The 15,795-nt window shown below is 68.9% G+C and carries 10 protein-coding genes; 4 read left to right on the top strand and 6 right to left on the bottom strand.

Features of this window, described 5'->3' with window-relative positions:
- Position 1: 1 nt before the first annotated feature.
- From ACSJD1_RS05800 to ACSJD1_RS05790, 3 genes are all read left to right on the top strand, one after another.
- Positions 2-877 (top strand): hypothetical protein, encoded by an 876-nt coding sequence (locus ACSJD1_RS05800; RefSeq protein WP_438854364.1) that lies wholly within the window; start codon positions 2-4, stop codon positions 875-877.
- A 195-nt stretch (positions 878-1,072) separates the two neighbouring features.
- The gene (locus ACSJD1_RS05795) at positions 1,073-2,176 is read left to right on the top strand and encodes a hypothetical protein (RefSeq protein WP_438854363.1); all 1,104 of its coding nucleotides are present in this window, start codon (positions 1,073-1,075) and stop codon (positions 2,174-2,176) included.
- A 273-nt stretch (positions 2,177-2,449) separates the two neighbouring features.
- A complete protein-coding gene (locus tag ACSJD1_RS05790; protein WP_438854362.1) occupies positions 2,450-5,092 on the top strand; it encodes an ATP-dependent Clp protease ATP-binding subunit in 2,643 nt (880 codons plus the stop codon).
- Positions 5,093-5,380: 288 nt separating this feature from the next.
- Here ACSJD1_RS05790 and ACSJD1_RS05785 read toward each other — a convergent pair whose 3' ends face one another.
- Entirely contained in the window at positions 5,381-8,893 is a 3,513-nt protein-coding gene (locus ACSJD1_RS05785) for an IPT/TIG domain-containing protein (RefSeq protein ID WP_438854361.1), read from the bottom strand.
- A gap of 377 nt (positions 8,894-9,270) precedes the next feature.
- Here ACSJD1_RS05785 and ACSJD1_RS05780 point away from each other — a divergent pair, with 377 nt between their 5' ends.
- Positions 9,271-11,361: a bifunctional lysylphosphatidylglycerol flippase/synthetase MprF gene (locus ACSJD1_RS05780; RefSeq protein WP_438854360.1), complete on the top strand. Its 2,091-nt coding sequence runs from the start codon at positions 9,271-9,273 to the stop codon at positions 11,359-11,361.
- A 60-nt stretch (positions 11,362-11,421) separates the two neighbouring features.
- Here the strand turns inward: ACSJD1_RS05780 and ACSJD1_RS05775 are convergent, their stop codons facing one another.
- From ACSJD1_RS05775 to ACSJD1_RS05755, 5 genes are all read right to left on the bottom strand, one after another.
- Complete coding sequence (locus tag ACSJD1_RS05775; protein ID WP_438854558.1) at positions 11,422-11,643, bottom strand: TetR/AcrR family transcriptional regulator; 222 nt, start codon at positions 11,641-11,643, stop codon at positions 11,422-11,424.
- 120 nt (positions 11,644-11,763) lie between these two features.
- The gene (locus tag ACSJD1_RS05770) at positions 11,764-13,218 is read right to left on the bottom strand and encodes a DUF6895 family protein (protein WP_438854359.1); all 1,455 of its coding nucleotides are present in this window, start codon (positions 13,216-13,218) and stop codon (positions 11,764-11,766) included.
- A gap of 2 nt (positions 13,219-13,220) precedes the next feature.
- Complete coding sequence (locus ACSJD1_RS05765; RefSeq protein ID WP_438854358.1) at positions 13,221-13,607, bottom strand: hypothetical protein; 387 nt, start codon at positions 13,605-13,607, stop codon at positions 13,221-13,223.
- A gap of 275 nt (positions 13,608-13,882) precedes the next feature.
- Positions 13,883-14,560 (bottom strand): response regulator, encoded by a 678-nt coding sequence (locus ACSJD1_RS05760; protein WP_438854357.1) that lies wholly within the window; start codon positions 14,558-14,560, stop codon positions 13,883-13,885.
- Positions 14,557-15,792 carry a sensor histidine kinase gene (locus ACSJD1_RS05755; protein WP_438854356.1) on the bottom strand — a complete coding sequence of 412 codons (1,236 nt, stop codon included), beginning with the start codon at positions 15,790-15,792 and terminating at the stop codon, positions 14,557-14,559. The genes ACSJD1_RS05760 and ACSJD1_RS05755 overlap by 4 nt, the downstream gene beginning before the upstream one ends.
- Positions 15,793-15,795 lie beyond the last annotated feature (3 nt).

Genomic DNA, 15,795 nt, shown 5'->3' with positions numbered 1-15,795 from the left:
CATGAAGGATCGCATCGAGAACGACCTAAGCGACCTGAATTTGGTATCCGTAACAGCCAGGCCCAAATCCGCGGCTAGTACGCTCCAGAAGCTTCACACTGGCAAATATGATGGAGTTGACTCACTAAAAGACTTGGTCGGCGTTACGGTTGTGGTTCTCTATAGGCGGGAGGTCCAAGAAGCTCTGTCAATAGTGAAGGGTGCCGGATTAACGCTCGTAGAGGAGCCGACGCGGGCGGTCGAGCCAACGGACTTCAGATACCGCGAGCCGAAATTGCTCTTGAAGCCGCCGCCGGATTACCTCGATCGGAATCCCGACCTTGCGGACATCGTGTGCGAGGTTCAGTTCACGACGGCCCTCCAGCATGCGCTCGATATGACCACTCACGACTTCGACTATAAGGGTCAATCGTATTCATGGAAGAATTTCCGTCTGGTCGCGCAGCTTCGCGGAATGCTCGAACTTGTCGATAGAATGATCGACGATATTGAGGGAGTTTCGATCGCTGATCATGAAACGATCGAGATCCCCAAGCGGTTTGTGTTTGCTTCCTCTGTCCTCGAGAAGCTGGTTGACTTCTTCGGCGAGGGTGCGCTTCCCACCGACCGGCGACGACTGGCTGATACCGCTGCGGACTGGGCGATCGCGGCAGGCCTGACCGTGGAAGAGCTCGCCGAGCTCCTCACTCGCCACGCCGACCTTACGGCTGCGGTGTCCCTGGATCCGACCAGCGCCATCCTCGGCGCAATAGTGCGTGAGCGATCAACTCAGTTACTCGAAGGCTTTTCAGGGAAGTTCTGCGTCAGCAGCGAACTCGAGTCGCTCTGCGCTGAGGTGGCTCAGATCCCGCCGGAGCGTCGAACCACTCTGAGCTAGACACGGCGGGACACACCGCGCGCTTCCCGGTCGACCGACTACTCCCTCGAACCGCGTGTTCTCGACGTTGCGGTGGTCGCGGCGTGACCAGGTGGCGAGACGGGATGCAGCTCTTATGAAGTCGGATCTGGACAGACCCTCTCGGAATGCCCCATCACCCGTCCGTACATCCTCGGCCGTCGGTAATCTCGGACTGTGAATGTGAACCCGCCGCAGAGAACGCACAAAAACGCTCTGTTCGAGATTGCGCTTGGTGGCGCTGGTGTGCTGGTCGGTTGGGTCGTGACGCGCGTGCTCGACGGGTGGGCGAGTGAAGCCGGCTGGCCGTGGTGGGCTTACGCGGTTGGTATCGTGATCGGGCTGAGTGTGGCGCTGCTGTTGATGTCCCTCCTCATCACGTCCTGGCGTGCGAGGACTTGGGGTCGCATCGCCGCGGGTTTCGCGTGGCTTAGCAAGATCCGACTCGTTACCGAGCGCCAGCGAGAAGAGCTGCTGAAGGTCGGTTACGACCGCCGTAACGAAGAGGTGGCCGCCGAGAGGGCGACGGTTCCTCAACCCAGTTGGCGAGTGGAGTCGCGCGACATGCGTGGTGAGCACGGGCTCCATTGGCTATACAACCACGGCCATCAGGTCCACGACGTGGAGCTGTCCTGCGACCCCGACCTATTTGTTCTGGAGGCGAGCGTCTTCTGGAGGGGGCCATTTGGTTCCGATGGCCCCGGGGGTGCCGAAGGACGATGGTTCAAGGGCGCCGCAACCGAACGGGGGCGAGTCGAAGGCGTCACCTTCTATGTGAGCTGGGTAGATCGAAATGGGGATCGCCACTCCCAGAACGTTCGCCTTGCCCCCGCATCGATCCGGGCCGCTGCCGATAGGGTACGAGAAGCTGCGCTTTTGGAAGGCGTCCAGTTGGGAAAAGAGATGGCCGCCCAAGAAGCAGCGGCGTCGCTTCCCCGGCCGGCGCCGAGATGGCGGATCGAAGTCGTGGAAGCTACGCGATCGGCTGAGGGCGCAACGGCCGCGATGGTCCTTCAGAACCGAATGCCGGACAGCATTGCTCGAGGCGTTCGTATTGAGCCGACGAATGGAGAAACGGAAATCGTAAGCGCGGGATACTGGGCGGACCTCTCGGGCGAAGCATCCGGCACGTTCGAGCTCTCCGCCAATCAAAATGCGGCGCATTACGGCTCGCTAATGGAAGTGGAATGGTACGACGAGAAGGGCAACCCACAGCACGAAGCAGTGCGGCTGATCTCGCTGTTCGAGCCTCCGAGTGAGCCATATCTGACCGTGTCCTAAGCCAAACCAGTCTGACGAGGCAGGTGGGCCCTCGTGAACCGCGAGTCGACCCATGGCTCCGCACGGTGACTGCGCGCTGCGCCCATCAAAGTGGCCCAGCTCTGAACCTTGTCCTCCTGCGGGGATGGCCGAGATCAGTACGCGCTCTCGTTTGCCTGCACGATCGTCCCAACGAAGGGCCGCAGTCCCGCAAGGCGACTGGCGTCTGGAATATCCGAGCGCCCCGCGCGTTGAACTTGAGCGTACCCAACTCAAGTTCCCCAGGAGGACTAGGTGCCCGACAACTTCAACGAGGCCGGCTCGAGCTCGTTCGACGAGTTCCTGAGCCGCTACCTCGCGGGTGAGCAGGCCAGGCAAGCGCGGTCGATCGACCTCAGCCGGTTCCTGACCTCGCGCACCCAGAGCATCCTGCAGCGTGCCGGACGCTTCGCGCTCGAGCGCGGACAGACCGAGCTCGACGCGCTGCACATCCTGCGCGTCATCGTCGAGGACGAGTCCGTCGCGCAGGCGATCACGCGCGTCGGCGCGAGCCCCGAGCGCATCATCTCGGCGACCGAGGCGCGGCTGCCCGCGGCATCCGACACCGCCGACGCGAACGCGGCGACCATCACCCCGTCGGCCAGCCGCGCGCTGTTCCACGCGTACCAGGTCGCACGCTCGAGCGGGTCGACGTACATCGACCCCGAGCACCTCTTCTTCGCGCTCGTGCTCGGGCAGGACGCCCCCGCCGGGCAGGTGCTCGCGCGCGCCGGCGTCACCGCCGAGGCGCTCGCGGCCGGCCTGGGGGAGCACGTGGCATCCGATGTCGACTCGGACGAGGGGTCTCGATACGGCGCTGGCGCGCCTACTCGACCCACGGAGGAGTCCGCCACGCCCATGCTCGACAAGTTCGGCCTCGACCTCACCGAGCGCGCCATGAACGGCGAGCTCGACCCCGTGATCGGCCGTGCCGACGAGATCGAGCAGACCATCGAGATCCTCAGCCGTCGCACGAAGAACAACCCCGTGCTGATCGGCGAGGCCGGCGTCGGCAAGACCGCGATCGTCGAGGGCCTCGCCCGCGCCATCGTCGAGGAGAACGTGCCCGAGGCACTGCTCGGCAAGCGCGTCGTCGCACTCGACCTGCCCGCCATGCTCGCCGGCACCCGCTACCGCGGCGACTTCGAGGAGCGCCTCACCAAGACGATGGAGGAGATCGCCGAGCACAAGGGCGAGCTCATCGTCTTCGTCGACGAGGTGCACTCCGTCGTCGGCGCCGGCGGCGCCGGTGAGGGCATGGACGCGGGCAACATCCTGAAGCCCCGCCTCGCCCGCGGCGAGCTGCACCTCGTGGGCGCGACCACGCTCAAGGAGTACCGCACCATCGAGAAGGACCCCGCGCTCGAGCGCCGGTTCCAGCCGGTTCGCGTGGGGGAGCCCTCGATCGAGGACTCCGTGCTGATCCTGCAGGGCCTGCGGCCCGCGTACGAGGAGCACCACGGCGTCACCTACACCGACGAGGCGCTGCGCGCCGCCGTCGAGCTCTCTGCGCGGTACCTCACCGACCGCGTGCTGCCCGACAAGGCGATCGACCTGATCGACCAGGCCGGCGCGCGCCTGCGCCTGAAGCTGGGCGTGAAGGTGGATGTCTCCGCCCTCATCTCGCGGTTGGCAGACCTGGAGGCCGACAAGAACGCGGCCGTCCGCGCCGAGCACTACGAGGAGGCGTCGCGCATCCGCGACGAGATCGAGAAGGTGCAGGAGCGGCTCGACGAGGCCACCGCCAAGATCAGTCAGCAGAGCGCCGCCGCGCAGGGCCGTGCCGTGGCATCCGCTTCGACTTCGGCGGATGGCGCTGCCGCGACCTCGACCGTCATCGACGAGGCGCAGATCGCCGCCGTGATCTCGCGGGCCACCGGCATCCCGGTCAACCGGGTCACCGAGGGCGAGCGCGAGCGTCTCGCGAACCTTGAGGGCGAGCTGCACGCCCGGGTCATCGGGCAGGACGACGCGGTCACCGCCGTCGCCCGCTCGGTGCGGCGCAACCGCACCGGCATGGGCGACGCGAAGCGGCCAGTCGGCTCGTTCCTGTTCCTCGGACCGACCGGCGTCGGCAAGACCGAGCTGGCGCGTGCGCTGGCGTCGTCGCTGTTCGACGACGAGGGCGCGATCATCCGCTTCGACATGAGCGAGTTCGGCGAGCGGCACACCGTGTCGCGGCTCGTCGGCGCCCCTCCCGGCTATGTCGGTTACGACGAGGCCGGGCAGCTCACCGAGCGGGTGCGGCGCAACCCGTACTCGATCGTGCTGTTCGACGAGATCGAGAAGGCGCACCCCGACGTGTTCAACCTGCTGCTGCAGGTGCTCGACGACGGACGCCTGACCGACGGCCAGGGTCGCACGGTCGACTTCCGCAACACGGTGGTCATCATGACCTCGAACCTCGGTTCGGAGTTCCTCGCGTCGCGGTCGGGTGCGCTCGGGTTCGTGGCGTCGGCGGATGTTGCGGCCAACGGCTTCTCGTCGATGGACGACGTGCGCCAGCGCGTGATGGGCAAGGTGCGCGAGGCCATGCGGCCGGAGTTCCTGAACCGCATCGACGAGATCGTGCTGTTCCAGAAGCTGTCGTCGGCCGAGATCGCTGAGATCGTGCGCCTGATGCTGGGTGCGACCTCGTCGCGGCTGGCCGCGCGCGAGATCGGCTTCGAGGTGACGGATGCCGCGGTGGCGCTCCTCGCGGAGCGCGGCTACGAGCCCGAGTACGGTGCTCGTCCGCTGCGTCGCCTGATCCAGCGCGAGATCGACGACCGCATCGCCGACCTCTTCGTCGCCGGCGCCCTCGGCGACGGCGAGGGCGTGCGGGTGGATGCCGCCGACGGCGAGTTCGTCGTGGCATCCGTGCCGAACGCGACGGTGGACCTGGCGCAGGCGGCGTAGCCCGAACTGGGGTCGAGGATCACCGCGCAGCGGCGCTATCGACACTCCAACACCCGCGAGTCCCGGGAACTGGTTGCCTGACGCACCAGTTCCCGGGACTCGTCGCATACGGGCTGCGCTTCGCTCCCGAACATTGCGCGAGTGGAGCACCGCCTCGGGACGGCGCGATTCGATTCCTGCTGACATCCCGGGCTTCTGCGACATCGACCGCGGAAGCCCGGGACGCGGTCGTTCGGTGGCGTGGACCGCACGTGCATGAGCAGGATGGACCCCTCGACACTCGGGCGGCTACGTCAGGTCGACCACCTGGATCGCCGACTCCGTCTCCGCTGCGTTCGGACTGCCGCTGGTGAACACCTGGACGCTGTAGGTGCCCGGCTCCAACGTGATGCCGTCGTCGGGCGTCGAAGCGTGGAACCGCCCGTCGGACTCGCTGGTCGTGTACAGCCTCCAGGTCTCGCCGTGTTCGTCGACGATCTCGACCACGATCGGGACATCCCAAGCGCCCGGTTCGAGTACGCCCCATACGTAGAGCGCGTCACCGCCGGCCTCGAGCCCGAAGTCGATCTTGACGCCCGGCACCGCGCGCACCGGGGCAAGTATGCCGCCGATCGACCGGTACTCGTCGACGTAACGCGTCCACCCTGACACCGTCGGGAGGGCGAGCCGTTCGCCGGGGCCGAACTCGAGGCCCCAGGTCTCGACATCCGTCCAGATGATCGTACGGACGGGCGCCGATGCATGGTCCTCGAGCCAGACGTGCGAGGTATCCACGACGGCGTGCCATCCCTCGGGAAGGCGGTCGACGATCAGGTCGATCCGTTTCAGGATGGTGAACGGACTGCGCACCTCGGCGGCGAGGATCACCGGCTTGTGAGACGAGCTCGACGGGCTGTCGAAGATCGCCACGTTCTCCTGTGCGAAGTTGTTGTCGACGTCGATCTCGCCGAGCTGCGGCAGCACGGCGACCGAGATGCAGGTATGCGCTGCGACGCTCGGTCGCCATGCGAAATCGACGACGACCTCGCCGTGGCCGGGGATCTCGGCGACCTCTGTGGTCTCGAGCAACTGCCAATCGCCGTTGTCGCCGATGCCCGGCGGCTGCGTGATGTAGCACGACACCCAGACGTGCTCCGCCTTCTGGGGGCCGGTGTTGCGAACGCGCGCGTGGATCGTGTTGTCGTGGCCGACCCACGGTCGGTCGCCGCTCAGGATCGGGCGTCCCGGGTCGCCTTCCTCATGGAAGTCGTAGGTGCCCGCCGGACCACGGGACGAATCGATCCAGATATCGACCGTCTCGTACGTCGTGAGATTCCACGGCGTGATCGTCATGTCGAACGTGCCGTCCGGAGTGTCCGGGATCGGCTGGTTCCAGCGCACACGGACCCGTTGGACGAGCGGGTCGGGTTGCACCTCCGACTCGACCGTGATCACGAGGTTGCGGATCGCATCCACCGCCTGCTGGCCCTCTCTGAGCGCGCCCATCAGCTGCAATGGCCGCTCGAACGTATTGTTGAGCACGCTCTTCTCCTCGGTCGCGCGGATCACGACGACGCGACCGGGTTGACCGGCAGGAACCGGCAGATTCTGGTCGAACGGGAGGCCAGGCGGACTGGCTTGCCGGAGCTCGACCCAGTACGCGAGCCCACTCGCCGCGACGAGCTTCAGCGCGTGCCAGCGGTCGCTCGCAGCATCCGCTGTCGCGCCGTGAGCGACCAGGTCGAACGACTGGTCGAGCTGTGTGGTGGCCGACCAGGTGAGCTGCTTCACGTTGTCCGACGGCGCGTCGCCGATGGTCCACCACTTCAGGATGTCGGCGGTGCGCTGTGCGCTGAACAGCGGTCCGAGGTGATGCAGGCCGCTCATGCACCACGCCTCGGCCGATCCCGCCAGGATGGTGCCGTTCGAGAACGCCTCTTCGTATATGTCGGAGATGCCGAGCCAGTGGACGATTTCGTGAGCGAATCGGTCCCACGTGAAGTTGGATGCCACGTAGAACACGCCCTTCTTGGCGTTGAAGTTCTCGATGCGGCCGGCTCCAGCGTCGAACCCGGACGAGAGTCCGCTTTGTCCACGGAGGAACGGGCCGTTCACGACGACCACCACGCCCTCGTAGGAATCGAGATCAGCCATCGAACGACCCGTGGTGGCGTACCAGGCTCGCAGAGCATCGACGTAGAAGCGGTTCGCGTCCTTGATCAGGTTCTGACCGTCGATGGCGAGGTGCAGCGCGGCGCGGCGACCGGGCAGGTCGCCCTCGGAGCCCGAATCGAGCTCGGTACCGTTCACTGCCATATTCGTCGGGTCGCTGATCTTCACCGAGACGAGCACGGTCGAGCCGACGGCGACCACTGCTTCATCGCCGGTGACGCTCAGCGCATAGGCAGGTTTGCGGAACTTCCTCACTCCCAGCTTCACCGGTGCAGCGAGATTGCTGAGGTCGTAGGCGACGAGCCCATCCTCAGACGCCGCCGCGAACGCGCGCGTACCCGCGAGCCGTATGGAGCGCAGGTGGGGGTGCTCAGCATGCTCGCCGCGGACGACGGCGCCGCCGGGAGTGACCTCGACCGCAACGAGGCCCGCGCCGTCCGTCGCGACCGCGCAGATGCTTCCGGCCACGACTATGTCGGTGATCCATTCGTCGAGTCCGAGAGCGGCGAGGTTCGTGAGCCCGCCTCCGCCCGAGATCGTGTCGACCCGGAGTGTCGCCCCGCGGTTGGAGTACACACGACCGCCCGCGACGGCGACGCGCGTCGTCCAGTTCGAACCGGTGCCGACCCCGGGCGCCAGCACCGACGGCAGAGCGGGATTCGACACGTCCACCCTCGCGATCCCGCCTGGGCCGAGCGCGACGAACGCCGTCGTGCCGGTGACGTCGATGTCCCACACCGGGTTGCCGAGGTCGACGGCGCCCCGGAGCACCGCCGAGCCGGGAGTGGACGCGTCGTAGACGGCGAAGCGACCTCCGGCGGTTCCGACGTACAGCGTCGACCCGACCCGCTTCAGAGCGCGGACGGGCGTGGCGTCAGGCGCCTTGCCCAGAAGGAAGCTCCACGAGAGCGGCGACGGATGGTCGATCGGGATGAACCCCGCACCGCTCGTCGAGGTGATGATGCTCGACCCGTCACGGATCATCGTCCGGGCGAGGGACAGGTAGTGCAGGCGGGCGTCATCGATGTCCCGCTGCTCCCAGAAGTAGGTGCGCCGGGGCTGGGGGAGCGGCACCCAGTCGGTCACGTCGACGGACCAGGTCGTCGAGCCGTAGGAGGCTCGGTTCCAGTAGTCACGGGCGGTGTCGACGCGGTTGATGATGTCGGTCCGCAGATTCGCCCGCGCCACTGCGCCGCCCGGATCGTGGTCGGTGGGGTAGGTGATGATCGTCATGACCCGCTGATTCGTGCGGTTCGTCTGAGGCGTGCCGTCCTGCGGCCCATGGAAGAACCTGGGTGCACCGTGTGTCGTCGGGTCATCGGGGTCGGGCCAGTCGAGGACGCTGAACTCGCCGCCGTCGGCGAGCTTGCCGGCGACCTCGACCGTGATCGGTCCGCTCTGCGTCTGCTCGCCTGCCATCACGAGCAGCCGTTCAGCGGAGGCCTCGAGGACCAGCGCTCGATCGCCGCCGATCATGACAACGTCGGCGTCGCGATTCGCGTCGAAGCGCGTACCGCGGATCTCGACGACGGTTCCGGGCCACCCCTCGCGCGGCGAGACATCCGTCACGCTGAGCTTCGGTTGCAGCGGTGCGAGGTGGTCCCAGCGCACCCAAGGCTGCTTCCACCATTCCTTCAGATACTCGGACATGACAAGCGCCCTTCCCCCGGCGATGCTGGTCGTCGCACGCCAATTTTGGCGCGGTCGCACCGCCTCGTCCAGCAGCCGGATGGCGATGTCACCATGGTTCGGAGTCCTTGGCGTGGGCCGGCGGGCGTGCGCCGCCCCTCCGCCGCCCCCATATCCCCGCTTGGACGGAATTCGGCGTCCGGCACCCGCCCCGACCGCGACAATTCGTCCAACGAGCAACGAAGGCCCGGCACCCCATCAGGTGCCGGGCGTTCGTCGTACTCGTGCGCCGCGTGCGGCAGCCGTCTGCCTTCCGGCGCCAGTCGGGCGTCACCACCCCGGCGCGCAGGGAGCCTCCCGCTAGGGTCGGGGGAGGCGAGCGCGACCCGGGGGAAGCGATGGCGACGACACAGGCGACCGATGCCGAGACATCACGGCGGTTCGCCGCGATCGTGACGAAGGCGCCCGCGACGATCGCCACGGTCGCGGTCATCCTCATCGCGGGGCTCGCGACCGGGGCGCTGTGGTCGCCGTTCGTCGACCATCCGCTGTTCGAGAGCGTCGCCTACGGGCTTCCCGCCTTCGCCGAGGGCAAGTTCTGGACCCCGATCACCGGCACGTTCTTCGTCGACCATCCTGTCGTCTACCTGTTCGCGATCGCGAGCTTCGCGGGCATGGCGTTCCTCGAGATCAAGCGCGGCACGCGCACCGCGCTCGGGTACTTCTGGGTCGGGCAGCTGTTCGCGATCCTCGCGAGCGCGCTGTTCCTCTGGCTCGCCGCCCTGCTGCCGTGGCCGTGGGCCCAACTCGAGGCCACCGTACTCGATGTCGGGCCGTCGGGCGGCACCGTGGCGTGCATCGCCGCCGCGGTCGGGCTGTTCGTGCAGCCCTGGCGGGTGCGGGCGTGGCTGGTGCTCATCGCGTTCAGTGTGGTCACGCTGCTGTTCTGGGGGAGCCTCGCCGACCTCGAGCACGCCTTCGCCGTGGGCCTCGTGCTGGTCGTCGACCGGTCGCTGAAGGTCCAGCGGACGACCGTGCACGAGCAGCGGATCATCGCGGGCATCGCGAGCCTCGCCCTCGGCGCCATCGTGCTGCTCACCACGCTCGCGCCCACCTTCGGCCCGTTCGGTCGCACCGAGCCAGCCGGCGGCTCGCTCGTCGACCTCGCCCTCGACGTCGCCGTCATCCTCATCGTCACCAACGGCCTGGTGCGTGGTCGACGCTGGGCCTGGGTGCTGACGGTCATCTGGGGTCTGCTCAACTTCTTGGTGTCGGTCGCGCTCGTGGTGCTGCTCCTGACCGTGCTCCGCGATGCCGAGGCCGACGCCGTGATCGGCGGCGACGCCGGCGTCGCGATCGCCACCGGCATCCTCTGGCTGATGATGGCCGTCTACCTGATCACCGTCCGCCGGGCGTTCGCGGCGGGGCGCCGGTCCGAGCTCGGCATCGCGCCCGCGCCGACGCGCGACGACGTCGCACGGGAACTCCGCGCGCACGGCGGCGGCACGCTGTCGTGGATGACCACCTGGCCGCACATGCAGTACGCCCGCACGTCGTCCGGCATCGTCGCCTACCAGCGCCGGGCCGGCGTCGCGCTCGTGCTCGCCGACCCGCTCGGACCGGCCGCATCGCGCGACGAGTCGGTGCTGGAGTTCATCGACATGGCCGAGCACGCGGGGCTCGTGCCCTGCTTCTTCAGCTCGGGCGAGGCCACCCGGGCGGCCGTTCCCGACGGATGGCGCAGCCTGGTCGTCGCCGACGACACCATCGTCGACCTCGAGGGGCTCGCGTTCTCGGGCAAGCGGTGGGCCGCGGTGCGCGGTGCGCTGAACCGAGCCGAGCGCGAGGGGATGGAGTTCCGCCTGACGCGACTGGCCGACGAGAGCTGGGGCATCCGAGCCCAACTGCGGGCCATCAGCGAGCAGTGGGTCGGCGACAAGGACCTTCCCGAGATGGGCTTCACCCTCGGAACGCTCGACGAGGCCGCCGACCCCGAGGTGCGGCTCGCGCTCGCGATCTCGCCGAAGGGGGATGTCGACGGGTTCCTGTCGTGGCTGCCGGTCTACGGCGACGCCGGCATCCGCGGATGGACGCTGGAGCTCATGCGCCGCCGCGAGCACGGGTTCGGGCCCGTGATGGAGTTCCTCATCGGCTCGTCGGCGCAGCGCTTCGCCGAGGAGGGGGCGGAGATCATGTCGCTGTCGGGCGCGCCACTGACCCACGACTACCCGCCGGACGCCGGGAGGATCGCCGAGCTCTCCGAGCTGCTGTCGAGGGTGCTCGAGCCGGTGTACGGCTTCCAGTCGCTCCATCGGTTCAAGGGCAAGTTCAACCCGCGCTTCGAGCAGCTCTACCTGCTCTACCGCGACGAAGCCGACCTCACCCGGATCGGAGCCGCCCTGACCCGAGCGTTCCTGCCCGATGCCAGCGTCCGGCAGTTCGCCGGCGCCGGGCTCGAGCTGGTGCGGAGGCCCGGCGGCGCAGACTGACGACCGGCGCCCGGCTTCGTCTCGAGGTCGGGCGTCGGCGGATGGTTCGGGGCTCTCGTCTCAGGACGACGCGCCGCGCGCGCCCACGAGCACCGCCTGCAGGGCGGGGCCGAGGCGGGCGGCGAGCTCGTCGATGTCGAGCGGTTCGAGCGCGTCGACCCCCAGGATGCGGGTGTGGAAGGCGACGCCGACCATGAGCGCGCTCGCGAGGGCGACGCGGACGGGAGCGTCGTCGTCATCGCCGGCGAGCCCCGCCGCGTGCGTCAAGAGTGCGCGACCGATCGTGTCGCGGACGCCCAGCGGATCAGCGAGATGCCGATGCCCTAGGGATCGCCGATGAAGCGGCGCAGGAACGTGCGGGCGAGGACCTCGCCGCGGTCGAGAAGACGCACCGCGACGGGTTCACCCTGCTGCTGCAGGTGCGCGGAGCAGTTCGTCACTGCCGTGCCGCGCATGCTCGATTCGATCGCACAGGCCGACGAACCGGTCGGTCAACGTCGAATAGACGACTGCTTTGGTGGTCTCGTCGGCGTCGCTGAGGCGAGCGTCGAGCAACCCGATGCGCCCGTCCGGCAACTGATGGTCGAGGAGCAATTCCAAGCACGCGTCGGCCAACTCGTCCCACCGGCCGAGTTCTACGAGCCAGCCGAGTACCCCGATGAGCGCTCCGTAGTCGCGTTCGGCCGCGAGCGCCGTAGCCAGCGCGATGAGGACCTCGGGGTCGTTGGTCGGGTCGGGCCCGCTCCGGAGGGTCGCGGCGAGTTCCAGGCGGTCCACGCGGAGCGTCGTGTCCCAGCCGATCTTCGCGACGCCCTCGGGTTCGGTTTCGGGTGCGGTTCGCACGCCCTCGGCACGCCCGAGATGGGCGACCGCCAGGAGCTTCGGCGAGGCGATGTCGCGTTGCGGTCCGGTTCGCCAGACCCGGTGCGAGGCCGCAGGTGCGCTGCGCGGCGTGGAAGCGGCGAGGAACAAGCCGACCAGAGTGGTGTGGTAAACCGCATCGAAGTCGGCCTGCGGCTCGATGCGGTCCATCGCGTCCAGGGCACGGGCCGTGGCATCCGAGGGCAGAATCGCCCCGTCCGGGCGGACGGCGGAGGCGAACTGCCGCTCCGACTCCTGCGCGAGCTCCCGGTTCGCGCCAGGCAGCAGCTTCATGCAGATCAGGAGCTCGCCGACGAGATCCCAGTCGCGTCGGCGCGTGAAGCGCACCAGGGCGGATTCGACGAAGTGGCGGGCGGCCTGCAGGTGTGGCCATGACGCATCGACCGGGACCAGCCCGAAGGAGGTCGCGTACAGGATGGTGTGCGTGACACTGTACGCGGCATCGCGATCGGCATGGATGATGCTCGGACCGGACGCAAGTGACGTCCGATCGATCGCCGTTCGCAGTTCAGGAGCACGGGATGGATCGAGCAACTGAAGGAAGAAGAGCTGATCCGCTCGGCGGTAGGGCACTACCTCGAGCGTCTCGGGGAATCCCCAGCGCTGCGCGGCCCGGAGGGTCTGATCGTGCCACGAGTCCGACCACAGGTCGAGGCTGCGGAGCACGACGTACGGCATGAGCCATGCGTGCGCCGTCGGAAGCTCCGCGCGGGAGCGCTCCCGGATGGAGTCGCGGTCGAGGTACGCCACGAGGGAGTCGCGCCATGGCAGCCAGCCCAGGGCATCGACCGACCCCTCGGTGAGCACCCGCGTACGAAGGGCGAGCGCGAGCTCGCCGCAGCGCTGGATCTGCTGGATCCGGGTGACTCCCTGGTCCGAAGTGAACGCGTGGAGATGACGATCGAGCCAGCCGACGTGCGCCCAGTACCGCTCGTCCCTCGTCAGGGCGCCGAGGCCGCCCGCCGGCCGGCCCATGATCACCTCGTACCCTCGGTGATGATGACCTCTTCGATGCCATCGTCCGCAATACCGGACTTGTAGACATACCAGGGGCCGACGAGCGTCGCGCCCGCCTTCTCGAGGGCGGTCTCCAACGCGTTCGCCTCGACGACCGAGCCGAGCGTGGCATCCAGGTCGATGACGCCGAACTCCGCGAGCACCTTCACGTGCTCGGAAGAGATCATCTCGTCAACGCCCTCGGGCAGCTGGTGGTACACGTACCAGTCGCCGATGAGCGTGGGCACGCTCACCGTGCCGTCCAGTTCGCTGAGCCGTTGTCCCGCCTCGACCAGGCGAGCGAGCGTGACATCCGGGTTGACCAGTCGGGCATCGAGTGCGCGGCCGATATTTCGCTTCTCAGGCATGGGTCTCTCCATTCTCGAACCGTGCCGCCTCCAGTGGCGGTACGTGTTCGAAGCCCACCGCATCGCCCGATCGGCGGTCACCGGGCTGTCCCGGACTCGCGGCTCCGGGGAGACGCGGATGAGTGATCGACGAAACGAGCCGTCAGGCGGCCGGACCATCCCCCATGCGCTCGTGCCGACGCGACGTGTGCCCGGAACAGGGCGGATCTCGGCGTAAGGACCGCCTGAGCATGCCCGCTACGATCCGACCACGGCGGCCCGGCGACGCCCCCGCTTCAGCGCACCGCACCGCGCTCGTGCGCCCAGATCGCGAGCTCGACGCGGTTGCGCACGCCGATCTTCGCCATGAGGCTCGCGACGTGCGTCTTCACCGTGCTCAGTGAGATGTGCAGCGCCCGGCCGATCTCGTCGTTGCCGAGGCCGCGGGCGACGGCGGCGAGCACGTCCTCCTCGCGGTCGGTCAGCGGGGTCGCGGGCGGGGGCGCCGCCTTGGATCGCGCGGATGCGGCATCCGACCCGGCGAACGCCTCGATGAGCCGGACGGTCACGTTCGGGTCGATGAGCGCGTCGCCCCGGGCCGCGGCGTGCACGGCTTCGGCGAGCATCGTCGGCCCGGCGTTCTTCAGGAGGAACCCGCGCGCGCCGGCGCGAAGCGCGCCGTAGACGTACTCGTCGAGGTCGAACGTCGTGATCACGACGACGGGGATCGGGTCGGCGACGTCCGCGCCGGCCAGCAGGCGCGTGGCCTCGAGGCCGTCCATGGCGGGCATGCGGATGTCGAGCAGGCAGACGTCGGGCCGGAGGTCGCGCGCGAGGGCCACGGCCTCGACACCGTCGACAGCCTCGCCGACGACCTCGATGCCGGGCTGCGCGTTCAGGATCATGCGCAGCCCGGCGCGCACGAGATCCTGGTCGTCGGCGATGAGCACCCGCACGGGCGCGCGGTCGCTCACGCCGACCATCCGTCGCGCGGCAGCACCGCGGTGACGACCCAGCCGCGGCCGTCGGGGGCGGGCCCTGCGGTGCAGGTGCCGCCCAGCACGGCGGCGCGCTCGGCCATGCCGGTCAGGCCGAATCCGGGGGCGACGGATGCCGCGGGCGCACCGTCGTCGACCACGTCGACCCGCACGCCGTCGCCGGCGACCCGCACGCGGACGTCGACTCGCGTGGCGTCGCGCGCGTGCCGACGTGCGTTCGTCACGGCCTCCTGCGCGATGCGGAAGACCGCGGCGCCGACGGCCGGCGGTACGGCGTCGGGGTCGCCATCGATGCGCACGTCGATGGCCGGGTCACCGGACGCGGCCGCGGATCGGTCGTCGCGGGCGGTGGGAGAGTCGGACGGGGTCGAGGCGGGGTCGTTCCCGAATGCGCGGACGCCCCCGTCGCCGGGCGCGCTCGGGCCGGCCCGCGCGAGCCGCCGGATGTCGGCGATGCCGGGCGTCGGCGCCAGCTCCGCGGCATCCGCTCGCCTCAGGACCCCGACCATCGATCGCATCTCGTCGAGGGTCCGGGATGCCTCGCCCTCGATGACGCGGAGGGCCTCGGCCGCCGCCTCCGGGTCGGACTCGGCGACGGCGCCGCCCGCCTGCGCCTGGATCGCGATCGCCGAGACGTGGTGTGCGACCGTGTCGTGCAGGTCGCGCGCGAGCTGCTCGCGTTCGACGAGCCGCACGCGATCGAGCTCCCGCGCCCGCGCGGCCGCCCGCTGCCGGAAGACGATGCCCAGCGCCATCGTCGTCGCCGCGACCGCGATGCCGCCGACCACGTCGCCGGGCGTCGGATCGCCGAACGGCAGGGAGACGAGCGCGCCGGCGATCACGAGCGCCGCGCCGCCGAGCATCGCGCGGCCCGATCCCCACCGCATCACCGCGTAGACGAGGATCAGGAAGTACGCCGTGCCGAACAGCTGCGGGTCGCCGCCGGTCGCGAGGCCGACGGCCGTTCCGACGCCGAACGGGATCGCCAGCATCGTGAAGGGGCGGATGCGGCGCCACAGCAGCGTCGGCACGAGCACCACCAGCACGACCGCCCAGAGCCAGCGCCACGGGACATCCGCTCGCAGGGCCGCCTCGATGAGGATGAGCGGCGGGAGCGCCGCGACGAGCGCCCAGTCGCGCCAGACCCGGCGGGGCGGCGGCGGGGAGGCGGCCGGAGCATCCCACAGCGCCCGGACGGGACTCGTCATGCC

It is taken from the genome of Agromyces excoecariae, from assembly GCF_051715505.1.
In the GTDB taxonomy this organism is placed as follows: domain Bacteria; phylum Actinomycetota; class Actinomycetes; order Actinomycetales; family Microbacteriaceae; genus Agromyces.
This window is presented reverse-complemented; position numbering and strand designations above follow the sequence as displayed.

Coding starts and splice junctions, on each gene's coding strand:
- ACSJD1_RS05800 (WP_438854364.1), top strand. CDS start 2: ATGAAGGATCGCATCGAGAACGACCTAAGCGACCTGAATTTGGTATCC.
- ACSJD1_RS05785 (WP_438854361.1), bottom strand. CDS start 8,893: ATGTCCGAGTATCTGAAGGAATGGTGGAAGCAGCCTTGGGTGCGCTGG.
- ACSJD1_RS05780 (WP_438854360.1), top strand. CDS start 9,271: ATGGCGACGACACAGGCGACCGATGCCGAGACATCACGGCGGTTCGCC.
- ACSJD1_RS05770 (WP_438854359.1), bottom strand. CDS start 13,218: ATGGGCCGGCCGGCGGGCGGCCTCGGCGCCCTGACGAGGGACGAGCGG.
- ACSJD1_RS05765 (WP_438854358.1), bottom strand. CDS start 13,607: ATGCCTGAGAAGCGAAATATCGGCCGCGCACTCGATGCCCGACTGGTC.
- ACSJD1_RS05755 (WP_438854356.1), bottom strand. CDS start 15,792: ATGACGAGTCCCGTCCGGGCGCTGTGGGATGCTCCGGCCGCCTCCCCG.